General features: G+C 74.3%; 23 protein-coding genes. 18 read left to right on the plus strand and 5 right to left on the minus strand.

The genetic code is table 11. From position 1 onward, the window contains the following. The first annotated feature begins 22 nt into the window (after positions 1-22). The 13 genes from ACQP1P_RS26500 to ACQP1P_RS26560 all read left to right on the plus strand — a co-directional run bounded on the left by ACQP1P_RS26500 (position 23) and on the right by ACQP1P_RS26560 (position 11,448). Positions 23-997, plus strand: coding sequence for an enoyl-CoA hydratase/isomerase family protein (locus ACQP1P_RS26500; RefSeq protein ID WP_433073950.1), 975 nt, complete (start codon positions 23-25; stop codon positions 995-997). Then, positions 994-2,001, plus strand: coding sequence for an acyl-CoA dehydrogenase family protein (locus tag ACQP1P_RS26505; RefSeq protein WP_433073953.1), 1,008 nt, complete (start codon positions 994-996; stop codon positions 1,999-2,001). Before ACQP1P_RS26500 ends, ACQP1P_RS26505 begins: the two co-directional genes overlap by 4 nt. After that, positions 2,001-3,164 carry an acyl-CoA dehydrogenase family protein gene (locus ACQP1P_RS26510; RefSeq protein ID WP_433073956.1) on the plus strand — a complete coding sequence of 388 codons (1,164 nt, stop codon included), beginning with the start codon at positions 2,001-2,003 and terminating at the stop codon, positions 3,162-3,164. Before ACQP1P_RS26505 ends, ACQP1P_RS26510 begins: the two co-directional genes overlap by 1 nt. Then, positions 3,161-3,952, plus strand: a complete 792-nt coding sequence (locus ACQP1P_RS26515) for an enoyl-CoA hydratase/isomerase family protein (RefSeq protein ID WP_433073959.1) — start codon at positions 3,161-3,163, stop codon at positions 3,950-3,952. The genes ACQP1P_RS26510 and ACQP1P_RS26515 overlap by 4 nt, the downstream gene beginning before the upstream one ends. 3 nt (positions 3,953-3,955) lie before the next feature. After that, entirely contained in the window at positions 3,956-4,849 is an 894-nt protein-coding gene (locus ACQP1P_RS26520) for an amidohydrolase family protein (protein WP_433073962.1), read from the plus strand. A gap of 1 nt (position 4,850) precedes the next feature. After that, positions 4,851-5,918, plus strand: coding sequence for a Gfo/Idh/MocA family protein (locus tag ACQP1P_RS26525; RefSeq protein WP_433073965.1), 1,068 nt, complete (start codon positions 4,851-4,853; stop codon positions 5,916-5,918). Then, positions 5,915-6,541 (plus strand): isochorismatase family cysteine hydrolase, encoded by a 627-nt coding sequence (locus ACQP1P_RS26530; protein ID WP_433073968.1) that lies wholly within the window; start codon positions 5,915-5,917, stop codon positions 6,539-6,541. The genes ACQP1P_RS26525 and ACQP1P_RS26530 overlap by 4 nt, the downstream gene beginning before the upstream one ends. After that, positions 6,532-7,269 (plus strand): SDR family oxidoreductase, encoded by a 738-nt coding sequence (locus ACQP1P_RS26535; RefSeq protein ID WP_433073971.1) that lies wholly within the window; start codon positions 6,532-6,534, stop codon positions 7,267-7,269. Before ACQP1P_RS26530 ends, ACQP1P_RS26535 begins: the two co-directional genes overlap by 10 nt. A 22-nt stretch (positions 7,270-7,291) precedes the next feature. Further along, on the plus strand, positions 7,292-8,128 hold the full coding sequence (locus tag ACQP1P_RS26540) for an ABC transporter ATP-binding protein (protein WP_433073974.1): 837 nt from the start codon (positions 7,292-7,294) through the stop codon (positions 8,126-8,128). Then, positions 8,125-9,003: an ABC transporter permease gene (locus ACQP1P_RS26545; RefSeq protein WP_433073977.1), complete on the plus strand. Its 879-nt coding sequence runs from the start codon at positions 8,125-8,127 to the stop codon at positions 9,001-9,003. Before ACQP1P_RS26540 ends, ACQP1P_RS26545 begins: the two co-directional genes overlap by 4 nt. Positions 9,004-9,068: 65 nt before the next feature. Continuing rightward, positions 9,069-10,163 carry an ABC transporter substrate-binding protein gene (locus ACQP1P_RS26550; RefSeq protein ID WP_433073980.1) on the plus strand — a complete coding sequence of 365 codons (1,095 nt, stop codon included), beginning with the start codon at positions 9,069-9,071 and terminating at the stop codon, positions 10,161-10,163. A 2-nt stretch (positions 10,164-10,165) separates the two neighbouring features. After that, positions 10,166-10,456, plus strand: coding sequence for a hypothetical protein (locus ACQP1P_RS26555; protein WP_433073983.1), 291 nt, complete (start codon positions 10,166-10,168; stop codon positions 10,454-10,456). A gap of 11 nt (positions 10,457-10,467) precedes the next feature. Beyond that, entirely contained in the window at positions 10,468-11,448 is a 981-nt protein-coding gene (locus tag ACQP1P_RS26560) for an alcohol dehydrogenase catalytic domain-containing protein (RefSeq protein ID WP_433073986.1), read from the plus strand. A 292-nt stretch (positions 11,449-11,740) separates the two neighbouring features. On the opposite strand, the gene ACQP1P_RS26565 is transcribed toward ACQP1P_RS26560, so the two are convergent. Then, positions 11,741-12,694: a TIGR03619 family F420-dependent LLM class oxidoreductase gene (locus ACQP1P_RS26565; RefSeq protein ID WP_433073989.1), complete on the minus strand. Its 954-nt coding sequence runs from the start codon at positions 12,692-12,694 to the stop codon at positions 11,741-11,743. Positions 12,695-12,802: 108 nt separating this feature from the next. Between ACQP1P_RS26565 and ACQP1P_RS26570 the strand changes: the two genes are divergently transcribed. Next, positions 12,803-13,297: a nuclear transport factor 2 family protein gene (locus tag ACQP1P_RS26570; RefSeq protein ID WP_433073992.1), complete on the plus strand. Its 495-nt coding sequence runs from the start codon at positions 12,803-12,805 to the stop codon at positions 13,295-13,297. 160 nt (positions 13,298-13,457) lie between these two features. Here ACQP1P_RS26570 and ACQP1P_RS26575 read toward each other — a convergent pair whose 3' ends face one another. Further along, the gene (locus ACQP1P_RS26575; RefSeq protein WP_433073995.1) at positions 13,458-13,844 is read right to left on the minus strand and encodes a hypothetical protein; all 387 of its coding nucleotides are present in this window, start codon (positions 13,842-13,844) and stop codon (positions 13,458-13,460) included. Positions 13,845-14,211: 367 nt separating this feature from the next. Here ACQP1P_RS26575 and ACQP1P_RS26580 point away from each other — a divergent pair, with 367 nt between their 5' ends. Both ACQP1P_RS26580 and ACQP1P_RS26585 read left to right on the plus strand, forming a co-directional pair. Then, positions 14,212-14,538 carry a YciI family protein gene (locus ACQP1P_RS26580; RefSeq protein WP_433073998.1) on the plus strand — a complete coding sequence of 109 codons (327 nt, stop codon included), beginning with the start codon at positions 14,212-14,214 and terminating at the stop codon, positions 14,536-14,538. Continuing rightward, a complete protein-coding gene (locus tag ACQP1P_RS26585) occupies positions 14,535-15,752 on the plus strand; it encodes an RNA polymerase sigma factor (protein WP_433074001.1) in 1,218 nt (405 codons plus the stop codon). Before ACQP1P_RS26580 ends, ACQP1P_RS26585 begins: the two co-directional genes overlap by 4 nt. Before the next feature lie 209 nt (positions 15,753-15,961). Here ACQP1P_RS26585 and ACQP1P_RS26590 read toward each other — a convergent pair whose 3' ends face one another. Then, the gene (locus tag ACQP1P_RS26590) at positions 15,962-17,176 is read right to left on the minus strand and encodes a CynX/NimT family MFS transporter (protein ID WP_433074004.1); all 1,215 of its coding nucleotides are present in this window, start codon (positions 17,174-17,176) and stop codon (positions 15,962-15,964) included. Further along, positions 17,163-17,870 carry a FadR/GntR family transcriptional regulator gene (locus ACQP1P_RS26595; protein WP_433074007.1) on the minus strand — a complete coding sequence of 236 codons (708 nt, stop codon included), beginning with the start codon at positions 17,868-17,870 and terminating at the stop codon, positions 17,163-17,165. The genes ACQP1P_RS26590 and ACQP1P_RS26595 overlap by 14 nt, the downstream gene beginning before the upstream one ends. 150 nt (positions 17,871-18,020) lie before the next feature. On the opposite strand from ACQP1P_RS26595, the gene ACQP1P_RS26600 reads away from it, so the two are divergent. Together ACQP1P_RS26600 and ACQP1P_RS26605 are read left to right on the plus strand one after the other, a co-directional pair. Then, positions 18,021-18,989 carry a helix-turn-helix transcriptional regulator gene (locus ACQP1P_RS26600; protein WP_433074010.1) on the plus strand — a complete coding sequence of 323 codons (969 nt, stop codon included), beginning with the start codon at positions 18,021-18,023 and terminating at the stop codon, positions 18,987-18,989. Beyond that, positions 18,986-20,161 (plus strand): serine hydrolase domain-containing protein, encoded by a 1,176-nt coding sequence (locus ACQP1P_RS26605; protein ID WP_433074013.1) that lies wholly within the window; start codon positions 18,986-18,988, stop codon positions 20,159-20,161. The genes ACQP1P_RS26600 and ACQP1P_RS26605 overlap by 4 nt, the downstream gene beginning before the upstream one ends. A gap of 50 nt (positions 20,162-20,211) precedes the next feature. Here the strand turns inward: ACQP1P_RS26605 and ACQP1P_RS26610 are convergent, their stop codons facing one another. After that, on the minus strand, positions 20,212-21,912 hold the full coding sequence (locus ACQP1P_RS26610) for an RICIN domain-containing protein (RefSeq protein WP_433074016.1): 1,701 nt from the start codon (positions 21,910-21,912) through the stop codon (positions 20,212-20,214). Between the last annotated feature and the right edge of the window lie 115 nt (positions 21,913-22,027).

The following is a 22,027-nucleotide window of genomic DNA, read 5'->3' on the forward strand; positions in this document are numbered from 1 at the left end:
ACCTTATAACCTTCGCGCTGTGATGCACAACACACCCCAGGCGAATGGCGACGCGGAGCACTCGACGCTCCGGGTCCGCCTCGACGGCGGGGTCGCGTGGGTCGAGCTGCACCGCCCCGAGGTGCTGAACGCCTTCAACGACACGATGCTGCGGGAGCTCGCCGGCCTCTGGGCGCGGCTGCGGCTCGACGACGACGTCCGGGCCGTCGTCGTCACGGGCGCCGGGGACCGGGCCTTCTGCACCGGGTACGACCGCTCCGGCCTGGATTCCTCCAACGGCCCCGACTCCACCAACGGCCCCGACTCCTCCAACGGCCCCGACTCCACCGACGGCCGGGCTCCCACCGACGGCCGGGCTCCCGCCGGCGGCCCGGACTCCACCGAGGGCCCGGACTCCATCGAGGGCCCGGACGACGGCGAGGCCGCCCTGCTCACGGCGAGCAGCCCGTTCCTGCGCGCCGACGTCGGCGACTTCCTCGGCCCCAAGTCGTGCGGCCTGTGGAAGCCGGTCGTCGCCGCGGTCAACGGCATCGCCTGCGGCGGCGCCTTCTACCTGCTCGGCGAGGCCGACATCATCATCGCCGCCGACACCGCCACGTTCTTCGACCCGCACACCACGTTCGGCATGCCGGCCGTGTTCGAGCCGCTGCACCTGCTGCGCCGGATGCCGCTGGGCGAGGTGCTGCGCCTGGCCCTGCTCGGGTCGGCCGAGCGGATGTCGGCCCGGCGGGCACTCGAGGTCGGCCTGGTCTCCGAGGTCGTGCCCGGCGATCGGCTGCGCGACGCCGCCGCGGCGGTCGCCGGGACCATCGCCGCGCTGCCGCCCCTCGCGGTGCAGGCGACCCTGCGCTCCATCTGGATCGGCTCGGAGATGGCCCCCGGTCAGGCCCTCGGCGTCGCGCACGCGCTGGTCGCCGCCGGCACCGACCCGGCCGCCCTCGCCGCCGGCCAGCAGACCTTCCGCTCCGGCGACCGGCCCCGGTGGCGGCTGCGATGATGGACTTCTCCCTCTCGACGGACCAGCTCGACCTGCGCTCGGGCCTCACCGCGCTGCTCGCCGACCACTCCACCCCGGAGCGGGTCCGGGCCGCCGAGCCGCTCGGCTTCGACCCGGCGCTGTGGGCGGTGCTCGGCGACTTCGGCTTCCCCCACCTGGCCGGCGCCCGCGAGGCGACCCCGGCCGGGCTGGCCGATCTCGCCGTCGCCGCCCGGGCCGCGGGGGCCGCGCTCGCCTCCGCGCCGCTGGTGGAGACCCTGGTCGCGACCCGGCTGCTCGACCGCCTCGGCCGCGCCGACCTCACCGGACTGGTCACGTTCGCGCCCCGCCCGGCCGCGGCCGGCGTCGCCCGGACGGCGCCGTGGGCCGCGGTCGCCGACCGGGTGCTCGCCTGGCACGACGGGCGGCTCGTGGCCTCCGTGCCCGGCGCCGGCGTCGACGCCCCCAAGCAGACCCTGGCCGGGCTGGCCCTCGGCCACGTCGACCTGGCCGGCGCGACGGTGCTCGCGTCCGGGGCGGACGCGGCCGAGGCGTTCGCCGACGCTCTCGCCGACTGGCGGGTGCTCACCGCCGCCACCCTCGCCGGCGTCGGGGCGGCGGGGCTGCGCCTCGGCGTCGACTACGCCAGGACCCGCCATCAGTTCGGCCGCCCGATCGGCTCGTTCCAGGCCCTCGCCCACCAGCTCGCCGACGCGGCGGCCCTCGTGGACGGGGCCGAGCTGCTGGTGCTGGAGGCGGCGTGGGCGGGCGACACCGGCAGCGGGCGCCGCCGCGGGCTGGCCGCGATGGCGGTCGCGTTCGCCGGGCGGGCCGCGCGCCGGGCCACCGACCGGAGCCTGCACGCGCACGGCGGCTACGGGTACACGATGGAGTACGACATCCAGCTGTACTTCCGCCGCGCCAAGGCCCTCGACCTCCTCGGCGGCGGCGAGCGCGCGGCCGTCGACGCCGTCGTGGACCTCGCCTTGCACGACATCGACGACGCCGACGAGGGGCGGGGCTGATGGACTTCGAACTGTCCCCGGCGCAGCAGCGGTTCCGGGCCGAGGTGCGCGCGTTCCTGGCCGGGCTGCCGGAGTCGACCTCGGCCGCCGTGCACGACTCCGGCACCCTGCACAGCTGGGACGTGCACCGGGCGATGACCGAGCGCGGCTGGCTCGCCGCGGCCTGGCCGGTCGAGCAGGGCGGGCAGGGCCGCGACCCGTTCGAGATGGCGACGCTGAACGAGGAGTTCGCCCGGGCCGGCATCCCGATCGAGGGCTGGCTCATCTCCGAGCTGGTCGCCAAGACGCTGCAGATCGTCGGCACCGAGCAGCAGAAGCGCGAGGTCATCCCGGCGATCCTGAGCGGCGCGGCCCTCATGAGCCTCGGCTACTCGGAGCCGGACTCGGGCTCCGACGTCGCCGCCGCGCGCACCCGCGCGACCCGCGACGGCGACGGCTGGGTCATCGACGGGCAGAAGATGTTCACCACCATGGCCCACGAGGCGAGCCACGTCTTCCTGCTCGCCCGGACCAACCCCGACGTGCCCAAGCACCGGGGCCTGACCATGTTCCTGGTGCCGCTGGACGCCGAGGGCGTCGAGATCCGCCCGGTGCCGACCCTCGGCGGCGAGCGCACCAACGCCACCTTCTACGAGCGGGTCCGCGTCCCCGACAGCGCCCGCGTCGGCGAGGTCGACGGCGGGTGGGACGTCATGATGGTGGCCCTCGCGTTCGAGCGGCAGCCGGCCGCCGCCGGGCACCTGCTGCACCTGGTCGAGCGGGCCGTCGCCTGGGCCCGGACCCCCGGCCCCGACGGTTCGCCGCCCATCGAGCGGCCCGAGGTCCGCGCCGCGCTGGCCCGGGCCTGCACCGACCTCGAGGTGAGCCGGCTCATGGGCTACCGGATGACCTGGCTCACCGCCCGCGACGTCCTGCCGCACACCGAGGGTTCGCTGGCCAAGCTGTTCAGCTCGGAGGCGCTCATGCGGGCCGCGGCGTCCTTCGAGGACGTGCTCGGCGCGGACGGGCTGCTCGCGGGGCACGGCACCGGGGCACCGGCCGACGGCTGGATCGAGCACGAGTTCCGGCACTCGGTCGTGACCACGATCTACGCGGGCACCAGCGAGATCCAGCGCGGCATCATCGCCGAGCGCCACCTCGGCCTCCCCCGGAGCCGGGCATGAGCGCCGAGGAGGAGGTGACCCGCACCGTCGAGGACGGCGTGGCCCGGATCGTCTTCAACCGCCCGGAGAAGCGCAACGCCCTCGGGCCGCCGCAGCGGGAACGGGTCATCGCGCTGCTGGCCGAGGCGGGCGCGGCCGTGGAGGTGCGGGCGGTCGTGCTGGCGGCGACCGGCCGGGCCTTCTGCGCGGGCGGCGACCTCAGCGGTACCGGCTCGGCGCGGGCCAAGGTCGTCGGCGGCACGGGGCCCGCCGTGCGCAGCGCCCAGGCGCTCATCGCCGCGGTGCTCGACTGCCCCAAGCCGGTCATCGCCGCCGTCAACGGGGTCGCCGCGGGCATGGGTGCCCAGCTCGCCCTGGCCGCCGACTTCGTGGTGGCCTCGAGCCGGGCCCGGTTCGCCGAGCTGTTCATCACCCGCGGGATCGTGCCCGACGCCGGGGCGGCGTACCTGCTGCCCCGCATCCTCGGCCTGCACACGGCGAAGCGGCTGCTGCTGCTCGGCGGCGACCTGTCGGTGGCGGACGCCGAACGGCTCGGGATCGTGCACCAGGTGGTCGAGCCCGACGCGCTCGACGCCGCCGCCGGGGCCCTCGCGGCCCGGCTCGCCGCCGGGCCGACCGTCGCCATCGGCCTGGCGAAACGCCTGCTGAACCAGTCGCTGGACTCGGACCGGGTCGCGGCGTTCGACCGGGAGGAGATGGCCGTGGCCATGAACGTGTGGACCGAGGACAGCGCCGAGGGGCTGCGCAGCTTCGCCGAGAAGCGCGACCCCGTCTTCCGGGGGTGGTGAGCGATGCCCGTGACGCCCCGGCCCACCGACATCGGTGTCGTCGACCTGATGATGGGCATCCCCAAGGGACCCGGCGACAACAGCTGGCGCCGCTTCCTCGGCAGCCAGCTGCGTGACACCGAGAGCCGGGAGACCTACCGGTTCCCCGCCGAGTACATGTACAAGAGCCTGCCCGGCGAGCGGTTCAGCTCCGACGGGGCCAAGGCCGTGCTGCTGGAGATGGACCGCTGGGGCGTCGAGCGCGGCATGATCACCGTGAGCTTCGACGACGAACTGTCGGTCGCGGCGCTGCGCGAGCACCCCGGCCGGTTCCTCGGCGCGTTCCCCGTCGACCCCAACGCCGGCATGGAGGGCGTGCGCGCGCTGCGGCGGGCGGTCGAGGAGCTGGGGGTCGTGGCCGCCAGCGCGATGCCCAGCGGCTGCAACCCGCCGGTGCCGATCAACGACAAGCGCTTCTACCCGCTCTACGCCGCCTGCATCGACCTGGACATCCCGATCTTCGTCTGCGCCGGCGTGCCCGGGCCCCGGGTGCCGTTCGGCGCCCAGGACGTCGCCCTCATCGACGAGGTCTGCTGGTTCTTCCCGGAGCTGCGCTTCGTCACCCGCCACGGCTGCGAGCCGTGGGTCGACCTGGCCGTCAAGCTGCTGCTGAAGTGGCCGAACCTGTACTACTCCACCAGCGCCTTCGCCCCCCGCTACTACCCGAAGGCGATCATCGACTTCGCCAACACCCGCGGCGCGGACAAGGTCCTCTACGCCGGCTACTTCCCGATGGGCCTGTCCCTGGAGCGCATCTTCACCGAGCTCGACGACCTGCCGCTGCACGAGCACGTGTGGGAGAAGTTCCTGCGCACCAACGCCCTGCGGGTGCTCGGGCTCCCCGCGGACGGGGCCTGACGTGGGCCGCCGGGCGATCGTCGCCGGCACCGGCTTCGGCCTGCGCGTGCACGTGCCGGCCCTGCGCGCGGCCGGGTTCGAGGTGGCCGCGCTCGTCGGCTCGGACGCCGGGCGCACGGCCCGCCGCGCCGCGCGGATCGGGGTCGCGGCCGGCTTCGACTCGCTCGCGGCGGCACTGGAGGCCACCGCCGCCGACGTCGTCACGATCGCCACGCCGCCCGACACCCACGCCGAGCTGGCCGCACTGGCGATCGCCGCGGGCCGGCACGTGATCTGCGAGAAGCCGCTGGCGCTCACCGCCGGGCAGGCCGAGGCGGTGACGGCGGCGGCCGCGGCGGCCGGGCTGGTGGCGCTCGTCGGCACCGAGTTCCGCTGGGACCCGGCGGTCGAGGCGGTCCGGGACGCGATCGCCACGGGCCTCGTCGGCCGCCCGCACACGGCCACGATCATCCGTTCCTACCCGATCCTCGCCGCCGCGGACGCGGGCGCGCCCGGCTGGTGGTTCGACCCGGCGCGCGGCGGCGGCTGGCTGCGCGCGAACGGCACCCACCTCATCGACCAGCTCCAGCTCTGGCTGGGCCCGATCGCCGAGGTGGCGGCGACGCTCGGCCAGGCGGTGCCGCGGCCGGCCGGTGCGGCCGACGACGGCTACGGCGTGCTGCTGCGCACCGAGTCCGGCGCGACCGCGGTGCTGCAGGAGTGCGCGGCGGCCTGGGGCGAGCCGGTCGAGGTGACCCGGGTCGCCGGCACCGCGGGCACCGTGTCCATCGTGGACGGTCACGCCTACCTCGCGACCGCGGACGGCACCCGCCGGCTCACCCCGCAGGCGCCCCCGCCGCCGCCCACTGACGCGGCCGACCCGCGGCCGTGGACCGCGCTGGAGATCGCCGCCTACACCGGTCTCGCGCGCTGGCTGTACCGCCGCCTCGACCACCCCGGCGAGCCGCCGGCGCCCGGCTTCCCCCGCCCCGCGACCTTCGCCGACGGCCTGTCCGTGCTGCGTGTCGTCGAGGCGATCCAGGCCGCCGCCGCGGCGCGCCGCACCGTTTCCGTGGGGGTGGCGACATGACCCGCCGACTCGATCCCGACCTGGTCCGGCCGGGCGGCACCGCCGTGCTGACGATGGAGCTGCAGCGGGGCATCGTCGGCCCGGAGAGCCTGGTGCCGGACCTCGGCGACCAGCTGCGGGCCGCCGGCGGCGTCGACTCCGTGCGCCGCCTGCTGGCCGGGGCGCGCGGCGCCGGGGTGCCGGTCGTCCACGCGACGGTGGCCCACCGGCCCGGCGGCCGCCCGGCGGGCGCCAACGCCCCGATCCTGCGCCGCGCCGAGGCGGCGCCCGGGGACAACCTGCGCGTCGGCTCGGTCTCCGCTCAGGTGCTGGCGGAGCTGGGGCCTGAGCCCGGCGACGTGACGGTCGAGCGGCATCACGGCGTGACCCCGTTCACCGGCACCGAGCTCGACGCCACCCTGCGCGGGCTCGGGGTGCGCACCGTCGTGCTGGTCGGGGTGTCACTGAACATGGGCATTCCGGGCGCCTCGGTGGAGGCGATCGGGCTGGGGTACAACGTCGTCGTCCCCACCGACGCGGTGGCCGGCTCGCCGCCCGAGTACGCCGCGGACGTCCTGCGCTACAGCCTGCGCCACCTGGCCTGGCTGTCCACTGTGGACGAGGTGGTGGCCGCGTGGACCTGAGCGGACGCACCGCCGCCATCGCCGGCGTCGGCCCGGGACTGGGCCGGGAGCTCGCCCTGACCTTCGCCGCGGCCGGGGCCGGGCTGGCCCTGCTGGCCCGCCGCGCCACCACCCTGGAGGAGGTGGCCGCGACCGAGCCGGGCGCGCTGTGCCTGCCCACCGACCTCACGCAGCGGGCCCGGTGCGCCGAGGCGGCGCGGCGCATCGGCGAGCGATTCGGTGCCGTCGACGTCCTGGTGCACAACGCGTTCGCCCGCCCGCCGCTGGGATCGCTGGGCGAGCGCACGGCCGCGGACTGGCACGCCGCGGTCGACGGCAACCTCCTGTCGGCCACCAACCTGCTGTACGAACTCCTGCCGTTGATGCGGGGCCGATCGGCATCGGTGGTGCTGATCAGCTCGATCTCCGCCCGGATGCCCCACCCGGGCTCGGGCATCTACGCGGCGATGAAGTCCGCCATGCTCACGCTGGTCCAGGTCCTGGCCCGCGAGCTCGGCCCGGACGGCATCCGGGTCAACGCCGTGGTGCCCGGCTACATCGAGTCCGACAACCTCGAGGCGTTCTTCGGCGGCCCGGGGCCCCGGCGCGCCGCCGAGGCCGGGACCTGCCTGGGCCGGTTCGTGACGGCCCGCGAGGTGGCCTCGGTGGCCGCCTTCTTCGCCTCCCCGGCCTCGGCCGGCGTGACCGGCCAGACGCTCGACGTGAACGCCGGTCAGTGGTTCGGCTGACCCACACCCCAGAAGGAGCACCGTGGACACACAGACACGGCCGGCGGCCCCGCCATCGCCGCCCGGCATCCCGCCCGGCGCCAAGCTGCGCGCGTCGGGCGTGGAGCGGCAGTTCATCTCCGGCAAGCAGAGGGTGCACGCCCTCGGCCCGCTCGACCTGACGGTCGCGGACGGCGAGTTCGTCTGCCTGGTCGGCCCGTCCGGCTGCGGCAAGTCGACGTTCCTGCGGGTCGTCAACGGACTGCTGCCGCCGACCGCGGGCACCCTGGACCTCTGGCTCGACGGGGGCCGGGCGGCGACGTCGATGGTCTTCCAGGACTACGGCGTGCTGCCGTGGAAGACGGTGCTGGCGAACGTGCGGTTCGGGCTGGACATGGCGAAGGTGCCGCGCAAGGAGGCCAACGCGCGGGCGACGGACTGGATTCGCCGGCTGGGGCTCGCGGGCTTCGAGAAGGCGTATCCGGCGACGCTCTCCGGCGGCATGCGCCAACGCGTGTCGATCGCGCGGGCCCTGGCCGTACAACCGCAGATCCTGCTCATGGACGAGCCGTTCGCGGCCGTGGACGCGCAGATGCGGGTCGTGCTGCAGGAGGTGCTGCTCAAGGTCTGGGAGGAGGACCGGCGCACCGTCATCTTCGTGACCCACAGCCTCGAGGAGGCCCTCGTGCTCGGCGACCGCGTGGTGGTCGTGTCGGCGCGGCCCGGCCGGGTCGTCAGCGACATCCGGGTCCCCTTCGAGCGGCCCCGCCCGAGCGACCTGCGCGGCACGCCGGAGTTCGCGGCCCTGCACCAGAACGTCTGGGACGTCCTGCGCGACGAGGTCCAGGCCTCGCTGGCATCCGGAAAGGAGCAGTCGTGACCCAGGTGACCGAACTCGCCCCGCCGGACGCGCGCCTGGTCCGCCGCGAGGCCTCGGCGTCGCCGGAGCGGGCCGCGGGCCGGCGGCGCAACCGCCGCGTCGCCGAGATCGTGCTGGGCTTCGGCGCGCCGATCGTGCTGTTCGTGGTGTGGCAGATCGCCGCGACGAGCGGCGCGATCAACCCGCTGTTCTTCCCCGCCCCGACGAAGGTCTGGGACGCGGCGCTGGAGCTCATCAGCAGCGGCGAGCTGTTCCAGCACCTGTGGGTCAGCCTGACCCGGGTGCTCATCGGCTGCGGCATGGGCGTGGTGACGGGCGTGGCCGCCGGGGTCGCGCTCGGCGCCTCCCGCTGGGTCCGGGCCACGCTGGAGCCGCTGCTCTCGGCCCTCTACACGGTGCCGAAGCTGGCCGTCTTCCCGCTGCTGCTGCTCATCTTCGGGCTCACCGACACCGCCCTGAACGTGGCCATCGGCATGACGGTGTTCTTCTTCATGTGGGTCAGTACGATGACCGCGTTCCTGGCGGTGAGCCCCGGGCACCGCGAGGTGGCGCAGAGCTTCGACGCCGGGCCGTGGCAGACCTTCCGGCACGTGATGTTCCCGGCCGCGCTGCCGCAGATGTTCATCGGCCTGCGGATGTCGGTCAGCGTCGCCGTGCTCATGATGGTCGGCGTCGAGTTCACCCAGGCGAACAAGGGCATCGGCTATCTCATCTGGTACTCCTGGACGCTCTTCCAGGCGCCGCGGATGTACGTCGGGATCGTCGCCGTCGCGCTCATGGGCCTGCTGCTGAGCAACATCGTCAAGTGGGTGTCGCTGCTGGTGCTGCCCTGGGCCCGCGTCGAGATCGAGGGCGGCGACCGCAACCTCCTGTGACGTTCCACCACACCCCCGGCACCACCCCCCGGCACCACCCCCCAGCACCACGAAAGGAATCCGCCGTGCCCCGATTAGCCGCCAGTTCCTTCGTCGCCGTCGCCGCGCTCGCCGCCACGCTGCTGTCCGCGTGTGGCGACGGCGGCACGACCCCCGCCGCCGGCCCGACCGCCAACCAGCCCACGACCGCGCTCAGCGCCGGCCCCACCGGGCCGAACACCCCCGCGCCGAAGCCGCTGCCGACCGAGGTCACGGTCAACGCCTCGGTTCCCTTCCGCAACATCGAGGCGTACGCGCCGCTGCTGCTCGCCGAGTACTTCGGCGAGTTCAAGAAGGAAAACATCAAGATCAATATCCAGCTCGTCCAGACGAACAACCTCGTGGTGCTCATGCAGAAGGGCGATATCGACTTCGCCCCGGCCGCACCGTCGGCGGGCCTGTTCAACGCCATCGCGGGCGGCGCCGACATCAAGGGCATCGGCGGCGGCGTCGGCTGGAGCCCGGCCAACCACCAGGGCTACTACGTGCGCAAGACCCTGCTCAAGGCCGACGGCACGTTCAGCGCCTGCGACCTGAAGGGCAAGAAGGTGTCGACCGGCTCCGCCACCGGGCTGGGCTCGCCGGCCGTGGTCGAGCTGGCCGCGTACCTCAAGACCTGCAACCTCACCGTGAAGGACGTGCAGATCGTCCCGCTCGGCGGCGCCGACCTGCTGGCCGGGCTCGAGTCCGGCTCCGTCGACGCCGGCAACCTCAGCGACCCGGTCTGGACCACCGCCGAGAAGAACGGGCACAAGCTCATCATCCCGTTCACCGCCTCGATCACGAGCTACTGGATGGGCAGGATCCGCACCGAGAAGCCCGACGTGGCCGCGGCCGTGCTGCGCGCGCTGGTCCGCACCAGCCGCACGTACCTGCAGGGCGACTACCGCAGCAACCCGGAGGTCAAGGCCGGTCTCGTCAAGGCGATGGAGGCCAAGGAGGAGTCGCTGTCCGGGCCCTCCAGCCTGATCTTCGACCCGGACTTCAAGTTCCCGGTCGCCAACATCGCGCCGATCGAGACCGCCTGGGCCGGGATCGGCGGGATCGTCAACTTCGACAAGCCGCTCTCGGACGCCCAGATCTTCGACGACCGGCCGCGGCAGACCGCGGTCTCGGCGTAGCGATGGGCAAGTACCTGGCGATCGGGCACCACGGTCCGGTCGATCCCGAGCTGGGCCTGCGCATCGCCGACGAGGCCGTCGACTGGATCTCGGCGCGGCTGGCCGACGGGACGTTCGACTGCCTGTACTCGATGGCCGGCGGCGGACGGATGATCGTCGCGAACGCGGCCGGCGAGGAGGAGCTGCTCGCACTGCTGCGGGCGGCCCCGGACGCGCAGCGCGAGTGGACGTTCACCGAGCTGTTCGACGGCATCGAGGTCATCCGGCGGTACGTCGAGTCGATGCGCACGTAAGGAGTGCTGTGATGCGCGAAATGTGGGCGGCCCAGCTCGTGGCGCCCTCGACGTTCGCCCACGTGACCGTGCCGGCGCCGCTCGCGGCGGCCCTCGCCCCCGGCGAGGTGCTGCTGCGGGTGCGCGCCGGCGCGATCTGCGGCAGCGACATGCCGCTGTTCAAGGGCGCCATCCAGCGCCAGGGCGGCCTGGGCAACCATCCCGACGGCGCGCCGCCGGGCCCGGGCTGCCCGATGCACGAGGTCGTCGGGGAGGTGCTCGCGTCCCGCCACCCGGGCCTCTCCCCCGGCGACACCGCGGTCGGCTGGGCGCTGGGCCAGGACGCGATCGCCGAGCTGGTCGTCACCGAGGGCGATTCGCTCGTCCCCGGCGACGGCCGGCTGCCCCCGGCCCAGGCGATCGTCGCCCAGCCGCTCGCCTGCGTCATCTACGCGGTCGAGCGGATGGGCGACGTGTCCGGGCAGCGGGTCGCCGTGCTCGGCCAGGGCCCGATCGGCATGCTCTTCAGCCACGTGCTGCGGTCGCGCGGCGCCTTCGTCGTCGGGGTCGACCGCGTGGACCGCTCGGCCGAGGCACCGGCCTTCGGCGTCGGCGAGGTCGTGCACGCGTCCTGCGACCGGTGGGCGGAGTCGCTCGGCCCGCAGGACCGGCCGCAGGTCGTGGTCGAGTCCATCGGGCACCAGGTCGGCACCCTCACGTGCGCGATCGACGCGGTGGCGGGCGGCGGGCTCGTCTACTACTTCGGGGTGCCCGACGACCTGGTGTACCCGGTGCCGATGCACACGTTCTTCCGCAAGGACCTGACGCTGCGGGCCGGGACGACGAAGGACCGGCCGCGGGTGCTGCGGCTGGCGCAGCGGTACCTGCAGGAGCACCCGGCGCTCCTGGACGCCTACGTCACCGACCGCCTGCCGATGGACCGCGTCCAGGAGGCGTACGACCGCGCGGCGGCCCCGCGCCCGGGTCAGCTCAAGGTGGTCGTCGAGGCGTGAGCGGCCCGGAGCGGAGCGGAGGGGCCGCTCACCATCAACACAGGTCCCTCGCGCCGGCACCGGAGCCTGCGGAGGTGCCGGCGTGAGCGGCCCGGAGCGGAGCGGAGGGGCCGCTCACCATCAACACAGGCCCCTCGCGCCGGCACCGGAGCCTGCGGAGGTGCCGGCGTGAGCGGCCCGGAGCGGAGCGGAGGGGCCGCTCACCATCAACACAGGCCCCTCGCGCCGGCACCGGAGCCTGCGGAGGTGCCGGCGTGAGCGGCCCGGAGCGGAGCGGAGGGGCCGCTCACCATCAACACAGGTCCCTCGCGCCGGCACCGGAGCCTGCGGAGGTGCCGGCGTGAGCGTCGCGCGCCTCGAGGAGGGGCTGCAGGAAGGCCGGCAGCTCCTCCGCGCCCTTGACGAAGGCGATCGGGTGCACGATCACGCAGTCGGCGCCCGCGTCCCACAGCTGGAGCGCCTCCTGGAGCACCGGCGCCGCGCCGGCCTCCTCGGCCGTCATCTCGTGCGCCACCAGCGTCGTGGCGGCCGTGACGGTGACCGAGCGCGGGTCCCGGCCGGCCCGCTCGCACGCCCCGCGGATCGCGGCGACCGCGGCCCGGAACTCCTCGATCGGCATCGGCGCCGCCCACCAGCCGAGCCCGTGGCGCACGATGCGCTCGATCGCCCGCGGGGTGGGGTTGAAGCCGAACGACAGCCGCAGGTCGGCGCCCTGCACGGGGAGCGGCAGGCTGTGCAGGTCCGTGAACGCCAGATGCCGGCCGGCGTGCGCCGCGGGCCCGCCGCCCCAGAGCGCCCGGCACACGGCGACCTGCTCCTCGAGGTAGCCGAAGCGGCCCTCGAACGCGCGCTCGGTGGTGCGGTACTCCTCCTCCTGCCACCCGACCCCGAGCCCGACGTCGAGCCGCCCGCCGCAGATGACGTCGAGGGTGGCGAGCTGCTTGGCCAGCAGGACGGCGGGGCGGATCGGCGCGATGAGCACGTTGGTGCCGAGCCGGGCCCGTCCGGTGACGCCGGCGACGGCCGCGAGCGCGGTCAATGGCTCGTACCAGTTGGTCGCGATCGGGTACGGGAAGCCGAGCGCGACCCGCTCCCGGTGCGCCCGCTCGCTCATCGTCACGTGGTCGGGCAGCACGAGCAGGTCGACGCCCATCCGGTCGGCCAGCGCGGCCGCCTCGAGCAGGCCGGAGAACCGCCCGCCGTAAAGCTCCTCGACGCCCATGAGGTTGAAGCCCAACCGCGCCATCGCGACCCCGCTTCCGTTGCCAGCCAACAGATTCCCTAACCAAGCAAGTGCTTGGTAGCTTAGCCGTGCGGGCCTGGCTCACACCAGGCTCTCGACCGAGGAGGTTTGATGACTGACGAGGACGCGATCCGCGCGGTGGTGTGCCGCTACTGCCGGGGCATCGACCGGCTGGACATGGAGCTGGTCCGGTCCTGCTACCACCCGGGCGGGATCGACCACCACACGGGCTTCGACGGCCCGATCGAGGACTACATCGCCTGGGTGGAGCCGAAGGTACGCGGCCTGGACGGCACGCAGCACCTGGTGGCCAACCACCTCGTGGAGGTCGTGGGCGATCGGGCGCTGTCGGAGACGTACGGCATGGCGGTCCACTGGGGCACACCGTCGGACGACCCGAGACTGAACTTCACGAGCGGCTTCCGCTACGTCGACGTGATGGAGCGCCGCGACGGCGAGTGGAAGATCCTGGAGCGCTTCGCGTCGCGCGAGTGGACGCGCTCGGACGCCGGGGCGTTCATCCCCCGCGAGGGCGCCGGCCCGGCCGGACGCCGGGACCGCGAGGACCACATCTACCGGCTCCGCGACCGGCTGCGCACCCCCTGAAGCCGGCGAGGGGGACGCCGGCCGGGCGGCGTCGGCTGCGAAAACACCGTCGGACGGCCGTCAGCGGGCGCGTACTTCGCAGCGCGGGTGCAGATGGGACACCACGACGACGTGCTGCTGGAACTGGGTGGCCGGGCGGTCGCCGCACGAGGCCGGGGCGTCAGCGGGGCGTGAAGGGGCGCACGCCGTACCGCTCGGCCTGCCCGATCGTGTCCCAGAGGATCCGCGGGGCCTTGGTGCCCTGCACGGTCGACACCGTCTTGTGGAACCCGGTGCGGTAGGTGACCGTGATGCGGTACGCGTACCGGTCGCAGCACGCGTTCTTCGGCTCGTAGGCGGGGCGCAGCCGCAGGAACCTGACGCTGCCGGCCATCCGCAGCGCGGGCCGGCCGCCGACGGTGCTGCGGTCCACCACGAAGGCGGTCTGCTCGCCGGTGAACCCGCCGGAGCGCTCCAGCACGATCTTGTTCGCCAGGCCGACGGGGAGCATGCCCGGGGCCGCTGCGGCCGGTGTTGCGGGTGCGGCCCCCGCCGCCACTGCGGTCACGGTCAAGGCCAGGGTCACGATTGCCTTGCGTGCGAGCGTCCGTCCCATGGTGCACCCCCGTGCTTACGGCCCCGCCGACCGGCGCCACTGCCCTGAGCACACCATGTGACGGGCTGCGGCCGTTCGGTTTCAGGCGGTTCGCCAACCATCTCGTGTCCTGCGGGCAGCGCCGGCGAGCGCGTCGTCGTCGAGGAGCCCGTGCAGCGCACCGCCGGTCATGTGCCGATACCATCACGATCCGGGCGTTCGCCGTACAAAAATTCCTCCAGAAATGTTCGCCGGGGTCTGTCGGATCGCGGCGGCGGCGTTCGTAGGAGGGGTGAGCGGCGGCCCGCGTCCGGCCCGCCCGAGATGGGAGACGACAGCGATGGCGCAGTACCTGATTTCCGTGCTCAGCGACAGCACCGAGCACGCCACCGAGGAGGAGGACGTCGCGATCGACGCCTTCAACGCGCAGCTGCGGGCCGACGGCTACTGGGTCTTCGCCGGCGGCCTCGGGGCGCCGGCCACGGCCACGGTGGTGGACAACCGGGCCGGCGAGGCGGTGTTCACCGACGGGCCGTTCGTGGAGACGAAGGAGTTCGCCGTCGGCTTCTGGATCATCGAGGCCCCGGACCTCGACGTGGCGCTGCGGCTCGCCTCCGGCGGGTCGAAGGCGTGCAACCGGAGGGTCGAGGTCCGGCCGTTCCAGTGACCGGGATCGAGGAGCGGATCGCCGGGGTCTACCGCGCCGAGTGGGCCCGGGTGGTCGCCGGCCTCGCCCGGCGCATCGGCGATCTCGACGTCGCCGAGGAGATGGCGGCCGAGGCGTTCGCGACCGCCGTGGCGCGCTGGCCGGTCGACGGCGTCCCGCCCAACCCCGGCGCGTGGCTCGCCACCACCGCCCAGCGCAAGGCGGTCGACCGGCTCCGGCGCGAGGCCAAGCGCGACGAGAAGCACAGGGAGGCGCTGATGCTCACCGGCACCGCGGAACCGCCCGGCGCCATCGACGACGACCGGCTCCGGCTCGTCTTCACCTGCTGCCACCCCGCGCTGGCGATGCCGACGCGGATCGCGCTGACGCTGCGGATGGTCGGCGGGCTCACCGTGGCCGAGATCGCCCGCGCCTTCCTGGTCCAGGAGAGCGCGATGGGCCAGCGGATCACCCGCGCCAAGGCGAAGATCAAGACGGCCCGGATCCCGTACCGGGTGCCGGACCGCGAGGACCTTCCGGCGCGCGTCGACGGGGTGCTCACCGTGCTCTACCTGATCTTCAACGAGGGTTACCTGGCCTCCGACCCGCAGCGCGAGGCGATCCGCGGGGACCTGACCGCCGAGGCGATCCGGCTGACCCGGCTGGTCCGGGAGCTGATGCCGGCGGACGGCGAGGTCGCCGGGCTGCTCGCGCTGATGCTGCTCACCGAGGCCCGCCGGGCCGCGCGGATGTCGGCGAGCGGCGAGCTGGTGCCGCTCGACGACCAGGACCGCGGCGCCTGGGACCGCGCGCTGGTCGCCGAGGGGCACGCCCTGGTCCGGGCGCGGCTCGCGTCCGGGGAGGCGCCGGGGCGCTACCAGATCCTCGCCGCGATCAACGCCGTGCACACCGACGCCCCGGACGTGCGCGACACCGACTGGTCGCAGGTCGTCGCCCTCTACGACATGCTGCTGCGGCTCGAACCCACGCCGATCGTGCGGCTCAACCGGGCCGTCGCCGTCGCCGAGCTCGACGGCCCGCAGGTGGCGCTGGCGCAGGTGGAGGGGCTGCCGCTGGAGGGCTACCCGGCCTTCCACGCCACCCGCGCCCGGCTGCTGCGCCGGTTGGGCCGCGGCGCGGAGGCGCGGGCGGCCTACGACCGGGCCATCGAGCTGGAGGGCAACAGGGCCGCGACGGCGTACCTGACGCGCCGCCGCGACGAGACCGGGTCGTGACCGGCGGCCGGTCAGCGGACGCGGTCGGTGTCCTGGCCGTCCGCCCGGTCGTTGCGGACCGTGCCGATCGGGTCGATCTCGAAGCTGGGCAGGGCGCGAGCTGTTCCCTTCGAAGTCACGATCAGGGCGTCGCCGACGGGAATGGACGCCGGGGCAGTGACCGTCGAGGACCCGCCGCCGGGCCGGCATCGTCTGAGCAGGCCGTGCCGTCAGGCGATGACGCGGTCGCGACCCGCCAGGAAGCCGAACACGACGAGCACGACGTCCACCGCGATCATCGCGATCAGCGCCGGGGTCCACGAGCCGGTGGCGTCGTGCAGGGCACCGACCGCGGGCGGGCCCGCCGCCGCGACGAGGTAGCCGACGCACTGGGCCATGCCGGACAGGGTCGCCGCCTGGGTGTGGTTCGCGGTGCGCAGGCCGAAGAACGACAGCGCCAGCACGATGCTCGAACCGCCCGCGACCCCGGCGCAGATCGCCCAGACGACGCCGTAATGCGGGGCGGCGAGGATGCCCAACGTGGCGACGGCGTACAGCACCGGGCCCGCCACGCCGAGCAGCCGCTGGTCGCGCAGCCGCGGGATGAGCGCGGAGCAGGCGACGCTGCCCGCGATGCCGCACGCGTTCAGCAGCAGCTGGTGCACGCCGGCCGCGGTCGCGGGGACGCCCGCCGAGCTCTCGATGGACGGCAGCCAGGTGATGAAGATGTAGTACCCGGTCGACTGCAGCGCCATGAACGCGGTGACCTGCCAGCCGAGCGCGGTGCGCCACGGGCTGCGGGTCGCGGTGACCCCCGCGGCCGGGACGTCGGCGGGGCCCGGCGGCGGCCCGCCGCGGCGGCCGAGCTGCGGGGCCAGGACGGCCAGCGCGATGAGGGCGAGGCCGGCCCACATGCCGAGCGGGAGGCGCCATCCGGCCGCGGTCCAGCCGGCGGCCGGGACGGCGAGCCCGGCCGCGATCGCCGCGAAGCTGGCCTGCACCGAGGAGTACGCGCCGGTGACCGGCCCGATCCGGTGCGGGAAGTCGCGCTTGACGAGGGCCGGCAGGACCACGTTGAGCACGGCGATCGCGACGCCGAGCAGCGCGGTGCCGAGCCACAGCAGCGGCGCCCCGGGCAGCGAGCGCACGACGAGCCCGGCGGCCAGGACCACGAGACCGGCGCCGAGGGTGCGCTCGATGCCGATGCGGCGGGCCAGCACGGGAGCGACCGGGGAGACCACGGCGAAGGCGATCAGCGGGAGGCTGATCAGCGCCGAGGCGGTCAGCGAGGTGAGGCCGAGGTCGTGGCGCAGCTCGTCGAGGACCGGCCCGACGCTCGTGATGGCGGCGCGCAGGTTGGCCGCGACCAGCAGCAGGCCGGCCAGGACCAGTGCCGGGCGCAGCGTGCGGGTCTTCGGGCCGGCGACACGTTCAGTGAGCGTCATGGTGCTCGGCTTCCTCTTGCAGTTCGTGGGCGAGCCGGGCCATGCGCTCGGCGGCGGCCGCGGCCGCGTCCGGGTCACCGGCGGCGACCGCGTCCAGGATCTCGGCGTGGCTCGCGTCGATGTCCGCGAGCCGGGGCCGGGCCGCGGCCAGGTCGACGTCGGGCGAGTTCAGGTGCTCCAGCGAGCGCTCGTTGCCGCCGGTGCCGCGGTAGATCTCGGCGAGCAGGGCGTTGCCCGACGCCTCGAGCAGCAGCCGGTGGAACACGATGTCGGCGGCGGCGTAGGCGGGGCCGTCCGTCGCGGCGGCGCGGGCGGCCAGGGCCTCGGCCAGGCCCGCGACCTGCTGCGGGGTGGCCCGGGTCGCGGCGAGCCGCGCGCCCTCGCGCTCCAGCAGCAGGCGCACCTCGGCGACGTCGGCCGCCCGGTCGCGCTCCAGCCGCCGGGCGAGCGCGGGGCCGAGGTCGCTCGTGGCGATCACGAAGGTCCCGTAGCCGGCCCGGGCGCCGAGCAGGCCGGCGTGCACGAGCGAGCGCAGGCCCTCGCGGACGCTGTTGCGGCTGACGCCGAGCTCACGGGTCAGCTCCTGCTCGGTCGGCAGCAGCGCGCCGACGGGGAACTCGCCGTCGGCGATGCGGCGGCGCAGCTGGTCGGCGACCTGCTCCGACAGCGACACGTTGGGGCTCAGGCGCGGCATGGTGTCCAGCCTGCCATTGAGCCAAATGTTGGACAATTACCCGAGCGTGTCGCACCGTGTGGTCTGCGGCACGGCGGCCACGTGCCGGCCGAAGCGCCGAAGCGCCGAAGGTGCCAGGCTGTGTCACCTACTTGCGCAAGACTGCGGTGCATGCCGAAGACGTCCGCCCGCCTGCTCGCGCTGCTGTCGCTGCTGCAGACCCGCCGCGACTGGCCCGGCACCCTGCTGGCCGAGCGGCTCGACATCAGCCTGCGCACCGTGCGCCGCGACATCGACCGGCTGCGCGAGCTCGGCTACCCCATCGCCGCGGCCAAGGGGCCCGACGGCGGCTATCGGCTCGGCGCCGGCACCGAGCTGCCCCCGCTGCTGTTCGACGACGACCAGGCGGTGGCCCTCACGGTCGCGTTGCAGGTCGCGGCGACCACGCCCGGCAACGGGCTGGCGGAGGCGGCCGCGCGGGCGCTGTACACCATCCGGCAGGTCATGTCCGCCCGCCTGCGCAACCGGGTCCGCGACCTGCGGGTCACCGCGATCGAGCGGCCCGCCACCGGGCCGGCGGCGACCGTCGGCGGCGACGTGCTGCTCGCGATCGGCGCCGCCATCGGCGCCCGGGAGGGGCTGCGGTTCGACTACGGCACCGGGCCGCCGCGACGGGCCGAGCCGCATCACCTCGTCACGTGGGACGGGCGGTGGTACCTCGTCGCCTGGGACGCCGACCGCGCGGACTGGCGCACGTTCCGCGTCGACCGCATGCGCCTGCGCACCCCGAACGGGCCGCGGTTCGCCCCGCGGGAGCTGCCCGGCGGCGACGTCACCGCGTTCGTCACGGGCCGGTTCCGCGGCTCCACCGACGCATCCGGGGACTGGCCGTGCCGCGGAACCGTCGTGCTGGAGCTGCCCGCGGCCACGGTGGCGCTCTACACTCGGGACGGGATCGTCGAGCCGGTCGGCCCCGCGCGCTGCCGGCTCACGCTCGGATCGTGGTCCTGGACGAGCCTCGCCGCCGCCGTCGCCCGCTTCGACGCCGACATCGAGGTCGTCGGGCCGCCCGAGCTCACCGAGGCCTTCGAACACCTGGCCCGGCGATGCATGCGCACCACGGCAGGAGGAGACGGGTGACGGCTGGGGGATTCTCGGCGAGGCGGCTGGTCCTGGTGCGGGATCTGCTCGAACGGCAGGTCGACGCCGGCTTCGTCCCGGGGGCCGTGGCGGTGCTCGCGCGGCGTGGGGCCGTACACGTGCAGGCCGTCGGGAAGCTCGCGTTCGAGGGACCGGGGTCGAACACGCCCATGGCCCCCGACACCATCTGCCGCCTCGGCTCGTCGTCCAAGCCGCTCGTCGCCGCGTGCGCGATGACGCTCGTCGAGGACTGCACCATCCGCCTGGACGACCCCGTCGACGAGCTCCTCCCGGAGCTGGCGGACATGACCGTGCTGGCCGATCCGGCCGGGCCCCTGCACGACACGGTCCCGGCACGGCGCCCGATCACGGTGCGGGATCTGCTGACCAGCACGCTCGGCACCGGGATGCTCGCGGTCCCGCCCGGCACCATCCCGATCGCGGACGCGCTGGGCGGGCTCGGCAGGACGTCGCCGGACGAGTGGCTTCGGCGGCTCGGCGAACTACCGCTCGTGCACCAGCCGGGTGAGAGCTGGATGTACGACACCGCGGCCGACATCACCGGCGTGCTCATCGCCCGGGCCACCGGCCAGTCGCTCGGCGAGACGCTGCGTGAGCGCGTCTGCGAGCCGCTGGGCATGCGGGACACCGGTTTCCGGGTGGAGGGCGAGCACCTCGGCCGGCTGGCGACGGCGTACGCCGCCGAGGACGTCGACGGCGCGGCGGTGGTCGAGGACGGCCCCTACGATCGCTGGAGCCGGCCGCCGACGTTCGAGTCGGCGGGCGGCGGGCTCGTCTCGACCGCCGCGGACTGTCTCGCGTTCGGCTCGGCGATGCTCGCGGGCGGCGGGCCGGTGCTCTCACGCCCCGCGGTGACGCTGATGACGACCGATCACCTGACGCCGGGGCAGAAGGCGCTCTCGGGGTTCGGGCCGCAGTACCTCGCCGACATCGGCTGGGGGCTCGGCCTGGCGGTGCGCACCCGCCGTACGCACCTCGGCCCGTCGGTCGGCTCCTACGGCTGGCACGGGTTCTACGGCACCGCCTGGTACAACGATCCCGCCGAGGACCTCACCGCCTACTTCGCCATCCAGCGGGCGCACGCGGGCGATCAGTCGCTGCCGATGTGGCAGGACCTGTGGACGGCGGTCTACCAGGCGATCGACGACTGACGGGTGCGGAGCCCGGGGCAGCGCGCCCCGGGCTCCGCGACGGTCACGGGTCAGGCCTTGCGGAAGGTCTGCGCGCCGGAACCGTTGCAGTCCCAGATCTGCAGGCGCGTGCCGTTGGCCGTGCTGCCCGACGGGGAGTCGAGGCAGCGGCCGGACTGCGGGTTGCGCAGCGTGCCGTTGCCGCCGTCGACCCAGACCTGTGCCGCGTTGCCCGTGCAGTCGTGCAGCTGCAGGACGGTACCGTTGCCAGTTCCGCCACCGGCGATGTCGAGGCACCGGCCGAGCGTCGTGAGGGCCGAGCCGTTCCACTTCCAGTTCTGGTCCCGGGACGTGTCCTGGCAGTCCCAGAGCTGGACGGCCGCGCCGTCGCCGCCGGTGTCGTCGCCCGCGACGTCCACGCACTTGCCGGCCGGGCCGACGATGTCGGAGGCGCCGCCGTTGTAGACGAAGGACTGCGCGCCGCTGCCGTTGCAGTCCCAGATCTGCAGGCGGGTGCCGTTGCCGGTGGCGCCCGACGGGGAGTCGAGGCAGCGGCCGGAGCCGACGTTCACGAGCGTGCCGCCGGGCGTCGTGCGCCACTGCTGCCAGCCGCCGGCGTTGCAGTCCCACAGCTCCAGCTTCGCGCCGGCGGCCGAGGAGGCGCCGGTGACGTCCAGGCAGCGGCCGAGCGTCTGCAGGGTGCCGTTGTTCTTGAGCACCCAGTGCTGGTCGGCCGCCCCGGCCTGGCAGTCCCACAGCTGCACGGCCGCGCCGTTGCCGCCGATGTCGTCGCCGGAGACGTCCAGGCACTTGCCGCCGGGGCCGATGACGGTGTTGCCGGTAGCGCTCGATCCGCCGCCCGGGCCCTTGTTGTAGACGGCGACCGAGTCGATGACCATCGACGCGCCCGAGATGGTGGCGGCGTTGGGGCCGCCGCCGAACGCGTCGGGGAAGCCGCCGCCGATGGCGAGGTCGTAGATGATGAAGAACGGGTGGTCGACGGCGTTGGACCAGGTGGCCGCGTCCACCTGGTTGGCGAACAGGGTGAAGAAGTTGCCGCCGTCGAGGTAGAAGCGGATCTGCTCCGGCGAGACCGAGCGGTCGACCTCCACCGCGTAGTCGTGGAACCCGGTCTGGCAGCCGGGGCAGCCGCGCTCGCCGCTGCCGAGCCCGGTGCTCTCGTTGCAGGGGCCGCCGGGGTTGACGCCGCAGTGCAGGGTGCTGAACAGCGAGCTGCGGCCGTTGATGTCCTCCATGATGTCGATCTCGCCGGAGCCCGGCCACTGCACGCCGGCCCGCAGCGGGGCGCCGAGCATCCAGAACGCGGGCCAGTAGCCGGCGCCGTTCGCGGTGGTCACGTTCGGCTGCTGCAGCCGGGACTCCACGCGCATGACGCCGCCCGGGGCCGCCCCGAAGGTGGCCGCCTGCGTCTCGACCCGGCCCGACGTCCAGCCCGAGCGCGGGTCCGAGCCGCTGTGCAGGGCGGTGAGCAGCAGGTGCCCGGCGCCGTCCTTGTGGACGTTGGCGGTACTGCTCGTCATGGTCTCGATCTCCCCGGTGCCGAAGCTCGAGCCGGGGCCGGTGTCGTACTTCCAGACGTTCGTGTCGAGCCCAGAGCCGTTGGGCCCGTCGAACTCGTCGCTCCACGTGAGCGTGAAGCCGGGCGGGGCGGGGTTGATGGTGGCGTTCGCGGCGACGGTGGCGGTGACGGCGTAGTACACCGGCACGGCCACCACGGCGGCCAGCAGGGCCGCCTGAAGCTTCCTGCGCATGGCTGACCTCTCTCGGCGCCCTGAGAGCGCTCTCTGTCAGCTTTGTTTACAGTTTGGCGACGCGGATGTCAATTATTGTCGATGGCTTAGGTGCCGGCGGCGGAGCCCAGGGACG

It is taken from the genome of Dactylosporangium sp. CA-052675, from assembly GCF_050947935.1.
GTDB lineage: Bacteria > Actinomycetota > Actinomycetes > Mycobacteriales > Micromonosporaceae > Dactylosporangium.